Annotated in this window: 21 protein-coding genes and 1 riboswitch; of the genes, 16 read left to right on the top strand and 5 right to left on the bottom strand. The window is 68.1% G+C overall.

Annotated elements, in window-relative coordinates; genetic code table 11:
* On the bottom strand, positions 1-424 hold a 424-nt coding region (locus WD271_07490), incomplete at its 3' end, for a carboxyl transferase domain-containing protein (protein MEX1007676.1).
* On the bottom strand, positions 421-1,458 hold the full coding sequence (locus WD271_07485) for an LLM class F420-dependent oxidoreductase (protein ID MEX1007675.1): 1,038 nt from the start codon (positions 1,456-1,458) through the stop codon (positions 421-423). The genes WD271_07490 and WD271_07485, both read right to left, overlap by 4 nt.
* 80 nt (positions 1,459-1,538) lie before the next feature.
* Between WD271_07485 and WD271_07480 the strand changes: the two genes are divergently transcribed.
* From WD271_07480 to WD271_07465, 4 genes are read left to right on the top strand one after another with little or no spacing between them, the layout of a single operon-like run.
* The gene (locus WD271_07480; protein ID MEX1007674.1) at positions 1,539-1,994 is read left to right on the top strand and encodes a nuclear transport factor 2 family protein; all 456 of its coding nucleotides are present in this window, start codon (positions 1,539-1,541) and stop codon (positions 1,992-1,994) included.
* A 14-nt stretch (positions 1,995-2,008) separates the two neighbouring features.
* Positions 2,009-2,941 (top strand): nitronate monooxygenase, encoded by a 933-nt coding sequence (locus tag WD271_07475; protein ID MEX1007673.1) that lies wholly within the window; start codon positions 2,009-2,011, stop codon positions 2,939-2,941.
* A complete protein-coding gene (locus tag WD271_07470) occupies positions 2,931-3,554 on the top strand; it encodes a TetR family transcriptional regulator (GenBank protein ID MEX1007672.1) in 624 nt (207 codons plus the stop codon). Before WD271_07475 ends, WD271_07470 begins: the two co-directional genes overlap by 11 nt.
* The gene (locus WD271_07465) at positions 3,551-4,309 is read left to right on the top strand and encodes an SDR family oxidoreductase (GenBank protein MEX1007671.1); all 759 of its coding nucleotides are present in this window, start codon (positions 3,551-3,553) and stop codon (positions 4,307-4,309) included. The genes WD271_07470 and WD271_07465 overlap by 4 nt, the downstream gene beginning before the upstream one ends.
* Before the next feature lie 61 nt (positions 4,310-4,370).
* Here the strand turns inward: WD271_07465 and WD271_07460 are convergent, their stop codons facing one another.
* On the bottom strand, positions 4,371-5,126 hold the full coding sequence (locus tag WD271_07460) for an SDR family oxidoreductase (protein MEX1007670.1): 756 nt from the start codon (positions 5,124-5,126) through the stop codon (positions 4,371-4,373).
* A gap of 26 nt (positions 5,127-5,152) precedes the next feature.
* Here WD271_07460 and WD271_07455 point away from each other — a divergent pair, with 26 nt between their 5' ends.
* A complete protein-coding gene (locus tag WD271_07455; protein ID MEX1007669.1) occupies positions 5,153-6,058 on the top strand; it encodes an SDR family NAD(P)-dependent oxidoreductase in 906 nt (301 codons plus the stop codon).
* A gap of 83 nt (positions 6,059-6,141) precedes the next feature.
* Positions 6,142-6,585 (top strand): hypothetical protein, encoded by a 444-nt coding sequence (locus WD271_07450; GenBank protein ID MEX1007668.1) that lies wholly within the window; start codon positions 6,142-6,144, stop codon positions 6,583-6,585.
* A gap of 310 nt (positions 6,586-6,895) precedes the next feature.
* Here WD271_07450 and WD271_07445 read toward each other — a convergent pair whose 3' ends face one another.
* Positions 6,896-7,327, bottom strand: coding sequence for a WhiB family transcriptional regulator (locus WD271_07445; GenBank protein MEX1007667.1), 432 nt, complete (start codon positions 7,325-7,327; stop codon positions 6,896-6,898).
* Positions 7,328-7,791: 464 nt separating this feature from the next.
* On the opposite strand from WD271_07445, the gene WD271_07440 reads away from it, so the two are divergent.
* A complete protein-coding gene (locus WD271_07440) occupies positions 7,792-8,958 on the top strand; it encodes an ISAzo13 family transposase (GenBank protein ID MEX1007666.1) in 1,167 nt (388 codons plus the stop codon).
* A 330-nt stretch (positions 8,959-9,288) separates the two neighbouring features.
* Here the strand turns inward: WD271_07440 and WD271_07435 are convergent, their stop codons facing one another.
* Positions 9,289-9,933 (bottom strand): HAD family phosphatase, encoded by a 645-nt coding sequence (locus WD271_07435; protein MEX1007665.1) that lies wholly within the window; start codon positions 9,931-9,933, stop codon positions 9,289-9,291.
* A gap of 28 nt (positions 9,934-9,961) precedes the next feature.
* On the opposite strand from WD271_07435, the gene WD271_07430 reads away from it, so the two are divergent.
* From WD271_07430 to WD271_07390, 9 genes are all read left to right on the top strand, one after another.
* Positions 9,962-10,723, top strand: a complete 762-nt coding sequence (locus WD271_07430) for an enoyl-CoA hydratase family protein (GenBank protein ID MEX1007664.1) — start codon at positions 9,962-9,964, stop codon at positions 10,721-10,723.
* Between the two features lie 16 nt (positions 10,724-10,739).
* Positions 10,740-11,588, top strand: coding sequence for a CoA-transferase (locus tag WD271_07425; protein MEX1007663.1), 849 nt, complete (start codon positions 10,740-10,742; stop codon positions 11,586-11,588).
* Positions 11,585-12,349, top strand: coding sequence for a CoA-transferase (locus WD271_07420; GenBank protein MEX1007662.1), 765 nt, complete (start codon positions 11,585-11,587; stop codon positions 12,347-12,349). Before WD271_07425 ends, WD271_07420 begins: the two co-directional genes overlap by 4 nt.
* Positions 12,349-13,416 carry a nitronate monooxygenase gene (locus WD271_07415; protein ID MEX1007661.1) on the top strand — a complete coding sequence of 356 codons (1,068 nt, stop codon included), beginning with the start codon at positions 12,349-12,351 and terminating at the stop codon, positions 13,414-13,416. The genes WD271_07420 and WD271_07415 overlap by 1 nt, the downstream gene beginning before the upstream one ends.
* Positions 13,413-13,874 (top strand): MaoC family dehydratase, encoded by a 462-nt coding sequence (locus WD271_07410; protein ID MEX1007660.1) that lies wholly within the window; start codon positions 13,413-13,415, stop codon positions 13,872-13,874. The genes WD271_07415 and WD271_07410 overlap by 4 nt, the downstream gene beginning before the upstream one ends.
* 129 nt (positions 13,875-14,003) lie before the next feature.
* Positions 14,004-14,660: a VC0807 family protein gene (locus tag WD271_07405; GenBank protein MEX1007659.1), complete on the top strand. Its 657-nt coding sequence runs from the start codon at positions 14,004-14,006 to the stop codon at positions 14,658-14,660.
* A gap of 36 nt (positions 14,661-14,696) precedes the next feature.
* Positions 14,697-15,497, top strand: a complete 801-nt coding sequence (locus WD271_07400) for an SDR family oxidoreductase (protein ID MEX1007658.1) — start codon at positions 14,697-14,699, stop codon at positions 15,495-15,497.
* 19 nt (positions 15,498-15,516) lie between these two features.
* Positions 15,517-15,598: riboswitch (ZMP/ZTP riboswitch) on the top strand.
* 18 nt (positions 15,599-15,616) lie between these two features.
* Entirely contained in the window at positions 15,617-17,050 is a 1,434-nt protein-coding gene (locus tag WD271_07395) for a glycine hydroxymethyltransferase (GenBank protein ID MEX1007657.1), read from the top strand.
* A 274-nt stretch (positions 17,051-17,324) separates the two neighbouring features.
* Positions 17,325-18,740, top strand: a complete 1,416-nt coding sequence (locus WD271_07390) for a multicopper oxidase family protein (GenBank protein MEX1007656.1) — start codon at positions 17,325-17,327, stop codon at positions 18,738-18,740.
* The last annotated feature ends 317 nt before the right edge of the window (positions 18,741-19,057 follow it).

The raw sequence follows: 19,057 nt of genomic DNA, 5'->3' as shown, positions 1-19,057 counted from the left end.
GCCGGCCAGCGGGCGCGTTCGTGAGCCGATGGCCGGCGCCTTCGAGCATGAACACGAGGGGCACGCGTTCCTGGCGCGCGAGCTGGCACATCCGATAGCGCTTGTCGGACGCGCCGTTGCCGATCGAACCGCCGAGCGTGGTGAAGTCTTCCGCGGCGCCGAGTGCCGGACGTCCGTCGATCATGCCCATTCCCGCGACCAGACCGTCGGCCGCCGCCGGCGGTGCGTCGGGCTCGGTGATGCCGCCGGTGAACGCGCCGAGCTCACGGAACGTCCCCGCGTCGAACAGCCGGTCGAGCCGCTGCCGGGCGTCGAGCTCTCCGCGCGCGTGATGTCGTGCCACGCGTTCGGGTCCACCCATCGCCTGCGCGTCGGCGCGTCGGCGTTCGAGGTCGGCGAGGATCGGCGCCCAGTCGCCGGTCACGGGCGCGTCTCGAGGAGGTCGGCCATCAGCCCGAGCGCATCGTCTTGTTCGGTCGTGACGGTGAGTCCGGTGATCCCGCAGCTCGTCCACGGCTCGAGACGCTCGCGGATGCGCTTCGTCGTTCCGTACAGCCCGCCTTCGTCGACGTACTCGTCGGGCACTGCAGCGATGGCCTCCTCGCGCTTCCCGGCGAGGAATAGTTCCTGGATCCGGTTGGCGGCGTCGCCGTAGCCGCGCCGCGTCATCGCGTCCTTGTGGAAGTTCTGCGCGCGCGAGCCCATGCCGCCCACGTAGAAGGCGAGCTGCGGCTTCGCGGCGGCGATCACCGCGCCGACGTCGTCGGTGATCCTCACGCCGCAGCCGGATTGGATCTCCAGCGTTTCGAGTGGGCGTCCCGATCGTGCAGCACCGCGTTCGAGCGTTGGCCGGTACGTGTGCGCGTTCGACGGCGTGAGCCCCATCGGCAGCCAGCCGTCGGCGATCTCCGCGGTGAGCGCGACGTTGGCGGGCCCGCCGGCGGCAATGAAGATCGGCGTGTCGGGGTTGGTGTGCAGGATCGACTTGAGCGGCTTGCCCACGCCGGTCGCGTCGGGACCCTGGTACGGGAGCGAGATGACTTCGCCGTCGTACGCGGCGGGCCCCTCCCGTGCGAACACCTGCCGCATGATGGCGACGGTGTCGCGTGTGCGGGCGATCGGCTTGGCCCACGGCGTGCCGTACCAGCCTTCGACGATCTGAGGACCCGACAATCCGAGACCGACGATGACGCGCCCGCGTCCCGCGAGCGCCTCGATGGTCGAGAACGCCATCGCGGTGGCGGTGGGGGTGCGCGCCCCGAGTTGCACGACTGCGGTGGCGAGTTTGATGCGATCGGTGATCGCCGCGAGGTACGCGAGCGGGCTCAGCGCGTCGGCGCCATACGCCTCACTCGACCAGACCGAGTCGTAGCCGAGCTCCTCGGCGAGCTTCACGCGCTCCACCGGCACCGTGAGGTTCGCGCCCGACCACGCACCGAGCATCATTCCCAGCTTCACAACCACTCCTCACGAACCGGCGTCAACAAAGGGTGCTATACCCCCCTCTGCTGACGCCAGTTCGCACTAGGGAGGCGGCGATGACGATGTCGTTGCAGGAGATCTCGGACCGGCTCGAGATCCAGGAGCTGTTGGTCGACTACACGCAGGCGATCGACCGGCGGAACTGGGACGCGCTCGACGACGTCTTCACGGCGGACGCGTTCATCGACTATTCCGAGACGGGCGGGAGCGCGGGTGATCTGCCGTCGACCAAGGAGTTCCTCGCGCAGGCGATGCCGATGTTCAAGTCGTTCCAGCACATGGTGGGCACGAGCAAGATCGTCGTCGACGGTGATACGGCGACCGCCACGTCGATCCTGCACAACCCGATGGTGCTCCCCCAGAAGGACGGTCCGCCCCGCACGTTCTTCGTCGGTGTTTGGTATCACGACAAGCTCGTCCGCACCGGCGAGGGCTGGCGGATCAAGGAGCGCGTCGAAGAGCTCTGCTACTTCCACAACGCGCCCGAGGGTATGGCCCCGCCAGGGGCTTGAGGCTGGAGTCGCCGATGCACAACCGTGTGACCGACCTGCTCGGGGTGGAGTACCCGATTATCCAGGCACCGATGGGCTACATCGCGCGCGCGCAACTCGCGTCAGCGGTGTCGAACGCGGGCGCGCTCGGGATCATCGAGACGTCGTCGGGTCAGCTCGACCAGGTACGCGACGAGATCGCCAAGATGCGTGACCTCACCGACAAGCCGTTCGGCGTGAACATCGCGCAGCTGTTCGTGCGCGATCCCGCCATCGTCGACTTCGTGCACGACCAGGGTGTGCGCTTCGTCACCACGTCGGCGGGTGACCCGAATCGCTTCACCGACACGCTCCACGAGGCCGGGATCACGGTGTTCCACGTCGTACCCAACCTGCGCTCCGCGTTGAAGGCGATCGACGCCGGTGTCGACGGCATCGTCGCCGAGGGCGGTGAGGGAGGCGGGTTCAAGAGCTCCCGTGACGTCTCGTCGATGGTGCTGATCCCCTTGGTGTGCTCGCGCGTCGACGTCCCCGTGATCGCGGCGGGCGGCGTGTGCGACGGCCGTTCGATGGCCGCGGCGTTCGTGCTGGGTGCCGAGGGCGTGCAGATGGGCACCCGCATGGTCTCCGCCGCTGAGTCACCGGTGCACGACAACTACAAGAAGCTCGTCGTCGACACCGCCGACACCGGGACCGTCTTCCTCAACCGGTTCCACAAACCTGGGTTCCGCGTGCTCGCGACGCCCTACAGCGAGGCGCGCGAGGAAACGCTCGACCAGGTGCCGATGGCGTCGCTCGAGGGGCTGCTCGACCTCTACTTCGACGGCAACCTCGACGCCGCGTTCGCGTTCGGCGGTCAGGTGGCCGGCCGGATCGACGAGGTGAAGCCGGTGGCCGAGATCATCGAACAGACCATCGCCGAGTTCCACGAGACGATCGCTACGCTCGCGGACGCCTATGGCTCGTGACGCGACCGACACGCGGGAGACGCTGCTCCGGACCGCGCAGCAGATGTTCGCGCGCGACGGCATCTACCAGGTTCCGCTGAAGCGGATCGTCGAGACCGCCGGGCAGCGCAATGCGTCGGCACTGCACTACCACTTCGGTGGCCGCGACGGCCTGCTCGTCGCGATCACGGCGCGCCACGACGGCGCGATCGAGGACGAGCGCGCGGTCATGCTCTCCGAGCTGGCCCACACGGGGAAGCTCGACGACCTCCGCTCGCTCGTCGAAGCGCTCGTGATCCCGTTCGCGCACAAACTCGCGACTCCTGACGGGCGCGAGTACCTGCGCATCGTCGAGCAACTCGTCGGGCTCTTCGACCTGTGGGACGTCGACATCGCCGGAGGTCCCACCGGCGCGCAGCAGGTGCTGCTCGGCATCCAGAGCGGGCTCGGCCATCTCGCGCGACCCGTGCGCCACGAGCGGGTCACGATCCTGCTCGCGCTCGTGTCCGAAGCGCTGGCGATGCGCGCCCGTGCGCTCGATGACGGCCCCGAGCCCGCGCTCGAGCACGATGCCTTCGTCGCCAACCTCGTCGACATGGCGGTGGGCGCGCTGTCGGCGCCCGGTACCACATGAGTACGCCGCCATACGTAGAAGGTCACGCGCTCCTCGAGGGCAAAGGTGTCCTCGTCACCGCGGCGGCGGGCACCGGGATCGGGTTCGCCACCGCGAAACGCTGCGTCGAGGAGGGGGCGCGCGTCGTGATCAGCGACAAGCACGAGCGGAGGCTCGGCGAGGCGGCTGCCGCACTGGGTGTGCTCGGAGTGCAGTGTGACGTTACGAGCGAAGACGACGTGAAGGCCCTGTTCTCCGCGGCGGCGTCGGAGCTCGGTGGTATCGACGTCGTCGTGAACAACGCCGGTCTCGGCGGTACCGCCGAACTGCACGAGATGACCGACGAGCAGTGGTCGGTCGTCCTCGACGTCACGCTGAACGGCACGTTCCGGTGCACCCGCGCCGCGCTCAACCACATGTACGCGCGCGGGCGCGGAGCGATCGTCAACAACGCATCGGTCATGGGCTGGCGCGCGCAGGCCGGCCAGGCGCACTACAGCGCGGCGAAGGCGGGCGTGATGGCGCTCACCCGCAGCGCGGCGATCGAAGCCGGGCCCCGCGGCGTGCGCGTGAACGCGGTCGCGCCGAGTCTCGCGATGCACGAGAACCTCGCGAAAGTCACCACTCAGGAGTTGCTCGAGGAGCTCGCCACCCGCGAGGCGTTCGGCCGATGGGCCGAGCCATGGGAGGTGGCGAACGTGATCGTGTTCCTCGCCTCCGACTACTCGGGCTACATGACCGGCGAGATCGTCTCCGTGTCGAGCCAGCACCCCTGACCCCCAACGAACTTGCGTCGTTCATGGTCGTAGAGCGCCCACAGGTGACGCAGGTTCGTTGTTAGGGGGCGGCGGCTTCGAGGTAGGGGGGTGGTTCGCCGCCGCCGTGGACGTGGATGTTGGCACCGCTCACATACGCGGCGAGGCGCGACGCGAGGAAGAGGCATACGTCGCCGACGTCCGTGGGCTCGGCCATCCGGCCCATCGGGATTGTCGCGCTCACCCGCGCGATGCCCTCTTCGTCGCCGTAGAACAGGTGCGACTGCTCGGTGCGGATCAACCCCACGCTCACGCAGTTGACGCGGACCTTCGGCGCCCACTCCATTGCCGTTGTCATCGTGAAGTTCACGAGGCCGGCTTTCGCGGCGCTGTACACGGCGGATGTCGGCGACGGCCGCAAGCCGCTCACGCTGCTGATGTTGATGATCGAACCGCCTTCACCCTCCTGCATCCAGTGATTGGCCCGCTGCGAGCAGTACACGGCCGCGAGGAGGTTGAGCGCGAGGACGCGCTCCGAGAAGCGCGGCGGTGCCGTGGTGGTGTCGGCGGGTGGTGCGCCGCCCGCGTTGTTGACGAGTACGTCGATTTGTCCCAGTTGTTCGACGACCGAGTCGATCACCGCCCACGCAGCGTCGCCGTCGCGCAAGTCCGCGGGAAAGAACGTCCAGTTGTCGGGCAGGTCTTCCACTTCCTTGCGCGCGCACGTGGCGACAGTGGCACCGACGTCGGCGAAACGCTGCGCGATCCCGCGGCCCACCCCGCGGGTGCCACCCGTGACGAGTACGACCTGCCCGTCGAAATCGATCTCGATGCCCATCGTCACCTACGGTACCGCTGGCGGTGATGACGATGGGACGTGACCTCGACGGCTTGGTGGCGGTGGTCACCGGCGCGAGCAAAGGTGGCATCGGCACCGCGATCGCGGAGCGGTTCGCGGCCGAGGGCGCGAAGGTCGCGGTCGCGGCGCGCACCCGGTCCGGGCTCGAGGAGGCGCTTGCTCTCGTCGAGGCCGCGGGGTCCACCGGCGGCGTGTACGTGGTCGACCTCTCGCGCCCCGACGGGGGCCGCGAGACGCTCATCGCCGAGGTCGAACGCGACCTCGGGCCGGTCGACGTCATGGTGAACAACTCCGCCCTCGGTGGCTACAAGCCGTTCGAAGAGTGGACCATGGAACAGCTCCAGAAAGTCCAGGAGGTGAACAACTGGTCGGCGTGGTTGCTCGCGCAGCACGTGCTGCCCGGCATGCGCGAGCGCGGACACGGTGCCATCCTCAACATCAGCTCGGCGTCGGCCGAACTCCCGCCAGGCCCGCCCTTCCCGCATACTGCGCCCGCGCGCGCGGGGTCTGCGTACGGCTCTACCAAGGCGATGCTGAACCGGTGGACCGTGAGTCTCGCGGTCGAGACGCACGGCCAGGGCATCCAGGTGAACGCGCTGTCACCGCAGAAGGCGGCGGCCACCGCGTCGCTCGTGGGGAACGCGTGGTTCCCCGACATCTACTTCGAGCCGCTCGACACGATGGCCGAAGCCGCGCTCGCGCTCGTAGCAGCGGACCCCGGCACACTCACGGGCCAAGTCACCTACAGCCTCGCGTTGCTCGCCGAACTCGACCGCCCGGTGCACGACTTGCGCGGGAAGGAGCTCGTCGTGGGATGGCAGCCGGCCGACCTCCCCGCGATCATCGCCGCGCAGGACGCAGAGAACGCGAAGCGCGACGCGGAGGCCGAGGCGAAGGCATCCTCGCCATAGCCAAGCGATGATCGTCTGGATCAACGGTCCGTTCGGTGTGGGGAAGTCGACGGTGGCCGGCCGAGCGTTGGCCGCGGGCAACCGTGTTCGATCCCGAACACCTCGGGTTTCTCCTGCGCGCCTGGCAGCCCGCCGATGCCGAAGTTGCCGACTTCCAGGATCTATCGGTATGGCGACGGCTCGTCCGTGAGACCGCGGCCGGTCTGCTCAGGGACTTCCATCGGCCGCTCATCGTCCCGATGACGCTGCTGAACCCTGCTTACTTCGACGAGATCGTCGGCGGTCTGCGCGCCGACGGGATCGATGTCCGGCACTTCTGCTTGACGGCATCTCGCGACGAAGTACTCGCGCGGGTCGCCGGACGCGGGGACGGCGGAGAGTGGTTCCCGACCAAGCTCGACGAGCACGAGCCGCACCTCTTCGACGATCGCTTCGCGACGCACATCTCGAGGTTGAGACGTGAAGCGTCCGATGTGCTCGACGACATCCTCGCCGCGCTGCCCGCGACCCTTCCCACAGAGTGCTGAGGAGCCGGTGCCGTGACCGAGAACGGTCTGCCAGTGCGCTGTGCGCGGTACTCGCGAAAAACACGCCGATCGCCAGTTCTGGCGCGAACGCCCCGACCTCGCGTGCCGCCGCCCCCGTCGCGGGTCTCTCGGCCCTAGTGCGTGCTGCGCTCGCGGCGTTGGGTGAGGAAGTGGTCGGTTACTGGTTCCCCGCCTACGGACATCCCGACGGCCCATCGGATTCGCCATGGTTCCGCGTTGTTGACGGCTGGGGATACCGGACCGAGCACAGCCCGCGCGGTTCCACGACGCTATACCAGCTTCTCGCGGACTAGCTGCGGACTCGGACCCACTCCAACTGGGTTACCTCGCCGCTGCAGTCGCAGCACAGGCCGACGCGGCCAGGCGGCAGGATGTCGTCACAGCCGGGGCAGTGAACGCTTGGCGGCGTTCGCGGTGCCAGCCCGGGTGACTGATGGCGGCGGAGCAACTCGCGGCGCTCCGAGGGGATGGTGCCGCCCCACACGCCGTGCTCGAAGGCGTCCCGGTTCGACATCGCGAAGAGCAGACACTCTCGCTTCACGAGACAGTCCCTGCACACAACCTTGGCTGACGCGCCGCTCTGACCGCGGTCGGGGTAGAAGTTCACCTCGGGATGCTCGCAACACAGCGCGTCTTTGCGCCACGGTGCGGCCGCCAAACGCAGCGCGTCGATGAGTGACAGGGGCGGGTCTCCGGGTGCGAGCCACGCTGCGGGTATCACGGCGCGCACGATAGTCAACCTTCCGATACCAGAAGAGGACGACGGCGAGCGTGAGCGCAGGCGGCGCATCAGAGTCCCCGTCGATCACGCTGCTCGATGGATGGGCTCACCCGACCCTGGCGCTACCCGAGACACAGCCAACCCTTCAGATCATCGGGTCGTTCGCCTGCGCGGCGCAGCGTGGGCCATGGTTCAGGATCGAGCAACGAGCGTCCCGAACCGCGTACTCAGTCCAGCCGCACAGCACGGCAGATCGGTACTAGAAGGAGGGTCTAGCGAAACGAGGAAGCGCCTGCCCCTATTGGGTTCGGGGTAAGGCGCGTCGCGCCCGGACCCCGATTTTGGGAACGGGTTTACCCCACGCGCTAAGGGTCCACGCCAGGATAATACGCGCGTAGTATCTTTGTGGTGTGGAGGTCACGCCGGAGGCGCTCGCGCGGTTCTTCGACGTGGTTCTGCCGCACATGAACGAGGTGCAGCGGCGTGTTGTCGCGGGTGCCGCGTCGGAGATGCTGGGCCGAGGCGCCAAGACAGCGGTGGCGACGGCGTCGGGTATGAGCCGCAACACGGTGATCAAGGCCGAGGCGGAAGTCGCGGCCGGGATCGAACGGCCGGCGCGTCTGCGAGCAGCGGGCGGTGGCGACAAGCCGTTGATCGACAAGCAACCCGGTTTGCTCGAGGCACTCGACGAGCTGGTGCATCCCGAGACGCGTGGCAACCCGATGTCGTTGCTGCGCTGGACGTCGAAGTCCTCGACGAAGCTGGCCGAGGATCTGGTGCGTCAAGGCTTCGAGGTGTCGTCGCGCACGGTGCTTCGCTTGCTGCATCTACTCGGCTACTCGTTGCAGGCCAACGCCAAGGTGACCGAGGGACGTCAGCATCCCGACCGGGACGCCCAGTTCCGGTATCTCAACGACATGGCCGCCGCGTTCATCGATGACGGCCAACCGGCGATCAGCGTGGACACGAAGAAGAAGGAGCTGATCGGTGACTACGCCAACGGCGGCACCGAGTGGGCACCGGAGGGCAAACCGACGCGCGTGAACGTGCACGACTTCGCCGATCGCGCACTGGGCGAGTACGCGAAGGCCATCCCCTATGGAATCTACGACGTGGCCAACGACGAAGGCTGGGTCAGTGTCGGTGACGTCGCTGACACCGCCGAGTTCGCAGTCGAGTCCATTCGACGCTGGTGGAACCAGATGGGCCGGGCACGCTTCCCCGACGCCGACCGGCTGTTGATCACCGCGGATGCTGGCAGCTCTAACGGATACCGGCTCCGAGCCTGGAAAGTTCACCTCGCCGCACTCGCGGCCGAGACCGGTCTGCGCATCACCGTGTGCCACTACCCGCCCGGCACCAGCAAGTGGAACAAGATCGAACACCGCATGTTCAGCTTCATCACCATCAACTGGCGCGGCCGGCCCCTCACCAGCCTGCGCACCATCGTCGAGCTCATCTCCGCCACCGCCACCGCCACCGGGCTCACGATCCAAGCCGCTTACGACCCCAACTGGTACCCGACCGGCGTCAAGATCAGCGACGGCCACCTCGCGGCCGTGCCGCTCGACCCCCACGACTGGCACGGCGAATGGAACTACACCATCAACGCTCAATCAGATCCGGCGTGAGCCCTAACCATGACCGCCGCGCGTACTCCTCGCCGATCGGCTCGAGGACCCACGCGCGCCCGATCGCAGGACGCGTCGGCCAGCGCCTTCGCAGGCACCGATCCCCGAGTCAATCTCCGCACCACCGTCTTTGGACGGTCACCGGCGTACACAGTTTGGGGCAACCGCCTGCGCATGAACACACTGCGGTCCCGACCCGCGCATGTGAGAGTGGCGGCCAGCCGATCGACATGGTGCCGACGCGTCCTGCACCACCTGCCACGACCACCACCACCCCGCGACGGGGAGCCACGTAGCAGCCGCCACCCCGAGGTCAAGGTCCTTCGGGAACTAACCGAGCTCGCGGTCGAGCAGGGCGTCGAGCGCATCGATCGCGGCGCGCGGATCCTCGTCGACGACGATGCCGTGCAGACCGAGGTTGCGCGCCGCGACCACGTTCGCTTCGAAGTCGTCGAGGAACACCGCGTGCGACGGGTGGGTTACGCCGAGGCGTTCGAGGGCGGTGTGGTAGATCACTGGATTCGGCTTGCGCACGCCTTCGTGTGACGAGTCGACGACCGTGTCGAACAGCTCGTCGATCGGGAGCTGACCACGCCACGAATCGCCGTACTCACGGATGTTGTTCGTGACGATCCCGGTGCGCAGACCGCGCGCCCGGACCGCGCGTACGGAGTCGACGACGATGGTGCGGTCGATCTCGTCGGAACGCATCGCGGCGAACATCTCCCGCGCCTCGAAACGGAAACCCGCTGCCTCGGCCGCTACCGCGATCTCCGCGAGAGCTTCGGTGAACGGCACCTCGCCGCGCTCGAGCCGGTGCCACACGTGGTCGCCGTCGGTGTCGTACGAGCCGAACACCACTTCCAGCAGGACGGCAGGCTCGGCGCCGACCGCGTGCGCGTACGCAGTAGCGGCCCCGAACGGCGACGGCGTGAACACGCCGCCGTAATCCCACAGCACCGCTTCGATCGTCATGCGGGACAGCACACTACGCTGCCGCCTCGTGGGGATCACTTCGCACGTCGACGAGCGGGGAATCGCCGAGGTGATCGTCGACGCGCCGCCCGTCAACGCGCTCACGGTCGACGGCTGGTTCGACCTCGCCCGCGTCCTCAACGAGTTGGGTGCCGATCGCGCCGTGCGCGTCGTCGTGTTGCGCGCCGAAGGCCGCGGGTTCAACGCCGGCGTCGATATCAAGGAGATGCAGAACTCCGAGGGCTTCGACGCCCTGATCGGAGCCAACAAGGGCTGTTTCGCCGCCTTCGCCGCGGTGTACGACTGCCCGGTCCCCGTGATCGCAGCTGTCCACGGCTTCTGCGTCGGCGGCGGTATCGGCCTCGTGGGCAACGCCGACGTGATCGTCGCCAGCGACGACGCCTACTTCGGCCTCCCCGAGGTCGACCGCGGCGCCCTTGGGGCCGCCACGCACCTCTCACGCCTCGTTCCCCAGCACAAGATGCGGGCGATGGTCTACACGAGCGCCACCGCCACCGCAGCCGAGCTCCACGCGTTCGGCTCCGTGCTGAAAGTCGTGTCGCGCGGCGAGCTGCGCGCCGCCGCGTTGGAGGTGGCCGAGAGCATCGCGGAGAAGTCGCCCAGGGTCATCCGGGCGGCGAAGGAGAGTCTCAACGGGATCGATCTGTGGGACGTGAAACGCTCGTACCGCTTCGAGCAGGGCTTCACCTTCGAGCTCAACCTGTCAGGTGTGTCCGACGAGCTGCGCGACGCGTTCGTCGAAGGCCGCGACGCCGATACTTCCGATTAGGCACGTCCAACTTGCGATGACCGACAAACGCATCACCGAAGAAGACGTGGTCGCCGAGCTGCGCGACGGCATGACGATCGGCATCGGCGGCTGGGGATCGCGGCGCAAGCCGATGAGCATCGTGCGCGCCATCGCGCGCTCCGACCTCCGCGATCTCACCATCGTGAGCTACGGCGGTCCCGATGTTGGGTTGCTCTGCGCGACGGGCAAGGCGAAGAAGGTCGTGTACTCGTTCTGCTCGCTCGACTCGATCGCGCTGGAGCCGCACTTCCGCAAAGCGCGTGAAGCCGGCGCGGTCACCACGCTCGAGCTCGATGAGGGCATGTTCCTCCTCGGCCTGCAAGCCGCCGCGTGGCGGGTGCCGTTCCTTCCCACGAGGGTCGGTCTCGGCTCCGACGTGGTCGCCCGCCAAGACGAGATCCGCACTGTCATCTCACCGTACGACGATCGCGAGGAGCTGGTCGCCGCGCCCGCACTCAACCTCGACGTCGCCCTCGTGCACATGCACCGCGGCGACGCGCGCGGCAACGGGCAGTACCTGAACGTCGACCCTTACTTCGACGACCTGTTCTGCATGGCCGCGCCGCGCGCGTTCATGAGCGTCGAGCGCGTCGTGCCCACCGACGAGCTCGCGTCGAACGGCCCGATCCAAACGCTCAAGATCAACCGGCTGATGACCCACGGAGTCGTAGAGGCAGCGCACGGTGCGCACTTCACCGAGTGCGTCCCCGACTACGAGCGCGACGAGGCGTTCCAGCGCGAGTACGCGCTCACGGCCCGAGATGCCGACGCGTGGAGCGCGTGGACGGCGAAGTACCTCGACTGCGGCAACCACGCCGAGTACCGGAAGGTGGTCGGGCTGTGACCGACGCAGGCATCCCCCGCGCCGACATCTGTGTGGTGGCGATCGCCGACACGTTCCGCGGCGACGGCGAGATCATGGCGAACCCGATCGGCAACATCCCGATGATCGGTGGTCGCGTCGCCCGGGTCGTGTTCGAGCCCGACCTCGTGATGACCGATGGCTTCGCGCTGCTCGTCGCCAACCCGATGCCCATCGGGGTCGACGACGCGGAGAAGGTCGTCGAAGCGTGGAACCCGTACCGCACGATGTTCGACGTGGTGTGGTCCGGGCGCCGCCACGTGGTGATGGGCGCCTCGCAGATGGACCGGTACGGGAACCAGAACTTCGCGTTCATCGGCGAATGGGGGCATCCGAAGAGTCAGCTCCTCGGTATGCGCGGCGCTCCCGGCAACACCGTGAACCACACCACGAGCTACTGGATCCCGAACCACACGACACGCGTGTTCGTGCCCAAGGTCGACGTTGTGTCAGGAGTGGGGTACGACCGCGCCGCCAAGCTCGGTGACTGGGTGCGCGCCCACCACGAGATCCGGCGCGTCGTCACCAACCTCGCGGTCCTCGACTTTGCGACGCCCGACCACCGCATGCGCCTCGCGAGCCTGCATCCCGGCGTGACGGTCGACGAAGTGGTCGAAGCGACCGGGTTCGAGCTCGCCATCGACGGCGAAGTACCCGAGAGCCGTGTGCCCACCGACGAGGAGCTCGTGGTGATCGAGCAGGTCGACCCCACCGGGCTCCGCCTCCACGAGCTCCCGAACTGATGCACGCGCGCCTGCACACGCGCCTGTGCGATCTCTTCGGCATCGACGTGCCGATCGTCCAGACCGGCATGGGCTGGGTTGCCGGTCCGCGTCTCGTGTCGGCCACCGCCGAGGCCGGTGCGCTCGGCATTCTCGCCAGCGCAACCATGGACTTCCGTCAGCTCCAGAACGCGATCGCCGACGTCAAGACGCGCACCCCCCGCCCCTTCGGCGTGAACCTGCGCGCCGACGCCGCCGATGTCAACGACCGCGTCAAGCTGCTGATCAACGAGGGCGTGAAGGTGGCGAGCTTCGCCCAGGCGCCGCGTGAGGACCTGATCGCCGCCCTGCACGACGGCGGCGTGCTCGTGGTGCCGTCGATCGGCGCCAAGCGTCACGCCGAGAAGGTGCTCGGGTGGGGTGTCGACGCGGTGCTCGTGCAGGGAGGCGAGGGCGGCGGCCACACCGGGTCCGTGCCCACGAGCCTCCTGCTCCCGCAGGTGGTGGACGCGGTGCAGGGTGCGATCCCCGTGATCGCGGCCGGCGGCTTCTTCGACGGCCGCGGGCTGGTCGCCGCGCTCGCCTACGGCGCCGACGGCATCGCGATGGGCACGCGGTTCCTGCTCACGGCCGACTCCGCGGTGCCCGACTCGGTGAAGCAGTTCTACCTCGGCAAGGCCGTCACCGAGACCGTGGTCACCACGCAGGTCGACGGCGTACCGCACCGCGTGTTGCACACCGACCTCGTCGACGACCTCGAGTCGACGCGTGGGCGCGTCTGGGCATTCCCGCGCGCGCTTCGCAACGCGTGGGCGTTTCGCCGCATGACGGGCATCCCGCTGCGCGACATGATCCACGAGGGGCTGGCGATGCGGAAGTCGATGGGCCTCACGTGGACCCAGACGCTCATGGCCGCGAACACGCCGATGCTGCTGAAGGCCGCGCTCGTCGACGGCAAGGTCGAATCCGGTGTGATGGCGAGCGGACAGGTGGTGGGCGTGATCGACGACCTGCCCACCTGCAAAGAGCTGATCGACCGAATCGTCGCACAGGCCGACGAAGTGTTGAAGGACCTGGGGGCGACGTGACGACCGTCGTGCTGAACGGCGTCGACGAGGTGAGCGTGGCAGTCGGACGCCATTTCGGGTACAGCGAGTGGCTCGAGGTCACACAGGATCGAGTGAACCTGTTCGCCGAGGCCACCGGCGACTTCCAGTGGATCCACGTCGACGTCGAACGCGCGACGAAGGAATCGCCCTACGGCGGGCCCATCGCGCACGGCTATCTCACGATGGCGCTGTCGAACATGCTCGTGCCCACCGTCGTCACCGTGGACGGCTTCCAGATGGGCATCAACTACGGAGTCGACCGAGTGCGCTTCCCGGCGCCGGTGCCGGTGGGCGCGCGTGTCCGCGCCGGGGTCGAGCTGCTCGAGGTCACCGAGGTCTCCGGCGGCCTCCAGACCCGAATGCAGATCACGATGGAGGTCGAGGGCTCGGAGAAGCCCGCGTGCGTGATCGAGTCGCTCTCCCGCTGGGTGCTCTGAGGTCGGGATGGTCTGAAGTCACGTTCCGACGCGGTCGCTCAACAATTCCTTCCGCCGCGCCGATACCTCGGGAGTTCCGCGCCCGACTAGCTTGGGAACCCCCCGTCCGATGTGTACCGAAAGCAGCCGATGAGCTCCGGCGAGACGCTCCATCTTCCGCCGGTGCGTGAGCTCGCTTTGGGCGCGGTGCCCCGTCTGGTGGAAGGGGTGTTCTGTCCCACCGCGCTGTTCCTCGTGCTCATGAACACAATCGGCCTGGGCGCGGCGATTGTGGGTGGGTTCGGTTGGTCTGTCGCCGTCATCGTCGTCCGGCGGCTGCTCGGCCGTCGCGTCCCGACCCTCGTGTTCGTCGGCCTCGGTGTCCTGTTCCTCCGGACCTTGCTGGCACTGGCGACCGGCAGCAGCTTCCTCTACTTCATCCAGCCCACGGTCGGCGCCGGCGTGATCGGCATCGTGATCCTCGCTTCGGCGTTCGCGGGCCAGCCGGTGGTCCTCCGCATCGCCCGAGACTTCTGCCCGCTGCCCGTCGACAGCATGCGCGATCCGCACCTCCGTCGGTTCTTCCTCGGTATCTCCTTCTTGTGGGGGGCGACGCAGCTGTTGAACGCGGGGGTCACGCTGTGGCTGCTCGTGAGCCAGTCGGTGAGCACCTACGTGATCACCCGTGCCGCGATGTCGTGGACGCTCACCGCGCTCGCCATCAGCGTGACGGTGGTGTGGTTCATCCGTATGAACCAGCGCCGCCAGCAGCACGCGCTCGCCCTCGTGCCCGTCGCAGTCAATTGACGTAGCGTCACCCGTCAGCGGAGGACGGGAGATGGCATGAGCGACGGTGATCGGTTGGGTCGGCCGGGTACCCCGGTGGTCGTCACCGGTGGTGCATCGGGAATTGGACGGGCCACGTGCCGCGCGCTCGCCGAGGTCGGACGCGCCGTCGCGGTATGGGATCTCAATGGGGCCGGTGCCAAAGCCGTCGCCGACGAGTGCGCGTCCGAGTTCGGGACGAAGGCGTGTTCCTATGAACTGGACGTGCGCGACACCGACGCGATCAATGCAGGGGTCGAGCCCACCCTCGGCGCGCTCGGCGCAGTCGGCGGTCTGGTGCACGCAGCGGGGATCCCGATGGCGCCGGCCGAACACCCGCTCGACGCGCTCGGCTTCGACACCGTCCTCCAGATCAACTTGCGCGCCGAGGCCACGCTGGTGCGTGCATTCCTTCCCGCGCTGCGTGACGCGCAACCGGGATCGGCGGTCGTGGGCATCGCATCGATCGAAGGTTTGATCGGGCACGGTGCGATCCCGGCGTATACGGCCTCGAAGCACGGCGTGATCGGCTTGACCCGTGCGCTCGCGCACGCCCTCGGAGCCGAGCGGATCCGCGTGAACGCGGTGTGCCCCGGCTATATCGAGACGCCGATGTTCACCCCGGCGCTCGCGATGCCCGGCGCGCGCGAGTCCTACCTGTCGAAGATCCCCATGCAGCGCCTCGGCGCGCCCCAGGACGTCGCTCGGCTGGTGCGCTTCCTGCTGTCCGACGAGGCCCAGTACATCCACGGGTCGGCGGTCGTCGTCGACGGCGGTGTCACCGCGGCCGGCGGCCAGGAGTTCGCGGGCGGTCTCTGAAGCGGTAGCGAATATGCTGCCCTCGGGTCGTAACTGGCGTTCGAGGTGGATCACCACCGGGGAGCGGCCCGAACGATTCGCCGTGCGCCTGGGCAACCCATCAATCGAGGAGCACGTTGATGGCCCTGTCGCCCGAAGCCACTGCATACACCGCCGCGCTGGAAGTCATCGGCGCGGTCGAGCCGCGCATCGCCACCGCGATCGTCGATGAGCTCGCGAACCAGCGACGCCAGCTCAAGCTCATCGCGTCGGAGAACTACGCGTCGCCGGCCGTCCTCCTCGCGATGGGCACCTGGTTCTCCGACAAGTACGCCGAGGGCACGCCGGGACACCGCTTCTACGCGGGGTGCGAGGTCGTCGACCAGGTCGAGTTGCTCGCAGCCGAACATGCGCGTGCGCTCTTCGGCGCCGAGCACGCGTATGTGCAGCCGCACTCGGGGATCGACGCCAACCTCGTCGCGTTCTGGTCGATCCTCGCCAAGCGCGTCGAGCTTCCTCGGCTCGAATCGTTGGGTGTCAAGCACGTGAACGACCTCGATCTCGACGCGTGGGAGCAGCTCCGCCGTGAGCTCAACAACCAGCGGATGATCGGGATGTCGCTCGACGCGGGCGGGCACCTCACGCACGGCTTCCGTCCCAACATCTCGGGGAAGCTGTTCGACCAGCGGAGCTACGGCGTAGATCCGGTCACCGAGCAGATCGACTACAGCGCGGTACGCAAGCTCGCGCAGGAGTTCCGGCCGCTCGTGCTCGTGGCCGGCTACTCCGCGTATCCGCGCAACCCGAACTTCCGGATCCTGCGCGAGATCGCCGACGAGGTCGACGCGACGTTCATGGTCGACATGGCGCATTTCGCCGGCCTCGTCGCGGGTGGCGTGCTCAGCGGCGACCTCGATCCGGTGCCGCACGCGCACGTCGTCACGTCCACCACGCACAAGTCGCTGCGCGGCCCGCGCGGTGGTTTCGTGCTCTGCACGAGCGAGTACTCGGAGTTCGTCGACCGGGGCTGCCCGATGGTGCTCGGTGGCCCGATGCCACACGTGATGGCGGCGAAGGCGGTCGCGCTCGCGGAGGCGCGACAGCCGGGCTTCGCCGACTACGCGCGCCGCATCGTCGACAACGCCGCCGCGCTCGCCGATGGCCTCATGCGCCGCGGTGCGCGCCTCGTGAGCGGCGGCACGGAGAACCACCTCGTGCTGCTCGACGTGCACACCGGCTTCGGCCTCACCGGCAGGCAGGCCGAGTCGGCGTTGGTGGAGTCGGGAGTGGTCACGAACCGCAACTCGATCCCGGCCGATCCGAACGGCGCGTGGTACACGTCAGGAGTCCGGCTCGGCACACCTGCGCTCACCACGCTCGGGCTCGGCCCCGACGAGCTCGACGAGGTGGCCGGCATCATCGTCGACGTGCTGCAGGCCACCACCCCGGCGCCGACGAAGTCGGGTACCTCGCAGGCTCGCTACGAGCTGGCCAACAGCGTCGCCGACGCGAGCCGCAGGCGCTGCTCCGACCTTCTGGCGAAATTCCCGCTGTACCCTACGATCGACCTCTGACGAGCGGGTGTCATACGGTCCACACAAAACCGCAGGTCGCGGCCCTGCCCGCCCGCGCGGTTCGTCAGTGCTCCGGCTTCGTGGCACGAACGTGCCACACGGACGTGTTCGCGGGGCGTCCAAGTGCCGCGTTGTTGTCACAGCTTCTCGGTACCGTTCAGAGGATGCGTGACATCAGCGAGGACCGCGCCGGAGCTCCTCGAGGGTGACTTCGACCCCTCCGCGAAGGTATCGGCGTGGTGCGCGGACATCATCCGCGGCACGCTGTGCCGCGGTGTCTCTTGGGTTGCTCGCGCTCGTCGCCGGCGCGAGCTCCGCCACGGCAGGGACTGATGGCGCGCGGGCGCGCAAGGAAGCCACGGCCCGCCTGGCGCAGCGCGTCGACCGCAAGCTGCCCTTCCGCGACCCACCGGCGGTGCACTCGCGTGACGGCGTGCTGCGCGAGACGCTCCATGCCCGCCAGGGACCGGTCGGCATCTCGGGCACGACCGTCCGCGGCCGCACCTACAACCGCGGGTTCGTCGGCCCGACACTCGTCGTGCAGCCCGGCGACGCGCTCGATCTCACGACGCGCAACCACTTGCGCGACATGACGAACCTGCACACGCACGGCCTGTTCGTCTCGCCCGCCGGCAACTCCGACAACGTCTTCGTGATGGTGAGCGGCAGGGCGACGTTCGAGAACGTGTACCAGCTGTCGGACGACGTCCCCCCCGGCACCTACTGGTACCACTCCCACGCTCACCCGCTCGCGGAGGGCCAGGTGTTCGGTGGCATGTCGGGCGTGCTGATCGTCGATGGCCTCCGCGACTTGCTTCCCGCCAATCTCCAAGACATCGAGGACCACGTCTTCGCGCTCAAGGACTTCCAGGTCGACCCCGGCGGCACGATTCCGGCGAAGGACATCGACAGCGATGCGCCGACGATCCGGACCGTCAACGGCCTCGTCGACCCGCGCCTCACGATGCGGCCGGGCGCGACCCAGCTCTGGCGCCTCGCCAACATCGGTGCCGACATCTGGTACCAGCTGCATGTCGACGGCATGCAGTTCCACGTCATCGCCGAGGACGCCAACCCGGTCCGCGAGGTCACCGCCGCGGACGAGCTCCTGCTGCCACCGGGCAAGCGCTATGACGTGCTCGTCCAAGCCCCTTCCGAGCCCAGAACGCTCGAGCTCGAGACGCTCGAGTACTCGACCGGCCCTGCCGGCGACACGTACCCACAGACGAAGCTGGCCACCGTCGCGGTGAAGGGCAACGCGGTGAAACCGAAGGCGATGCCGACGTCACTCGCGGTGCTCGACGACCTCCGCAACGACCCCATCGCGCACGAGCGCACGTTCGACTTCTCGGAGAGCGCCAACGGCAACCAGTTCTTCATCAACGGCCAGCAGTTCGACGCCAACCGGGTGGACGCACCCGTGACCCTCGGCACTACCGAGCAGTGGACCGTCACCAACTCGAGCCAGGAGCAGCATCCGTTCCACATCCATGTGAACGACATCCAGGTGGTCAGTGTCAACGGCGAGCCCTACGACGCCAAGTCGTGGCAGGACACGGTCGTGCTCCCCGTCGGTGGGAGCGTCGTGATGCGGATGCGGTTCCGCGACTACACCGGCCAGTACGTGTTCCACTGCCACATCCTCGCCCACGAGGACAACGGCATGATGGCCGTTGTCAACGTGTCCTGATCCCGCGACAACCCGAGTGATGGGTTCTTACTCCAACCCCTCGGTCGTGTGCCGTTCCAAGCCGCCGTGAGTCACTCGCCGTCGAGGACAGGCTCCTGGTACGTCACGGTGCGCCCACGGGTTGTGGTGAGGGCGGCGCGACGCTTCGTTCGTGAGGCAGCGGCGCGTCGGCCGGTTCTTGGGTCAGCGCTACGTCGTCAGAAGCAGACTCGCTGACGTCCCGGCGACGACGCCCAGGCGCGGGCCGGGCCCCAGCGGTTTCGACGCTCCGCCCACCGTGTCCCATGATCCTCAACGCGGCACGGCGAGCAACGTGC

The organism is Acidimicrobiia bacterium, assembly GCA_040880805.1.
GTDB lineage: Bacteria > Actinomycetota > Acidimicrobiia > IMCC26256 > DASPTH01 > DASPTH01.
Note: the sequence above shows the minus strand (reverse complement) of the source record. Positions and strands in the feature narration are given on the sequence as shown.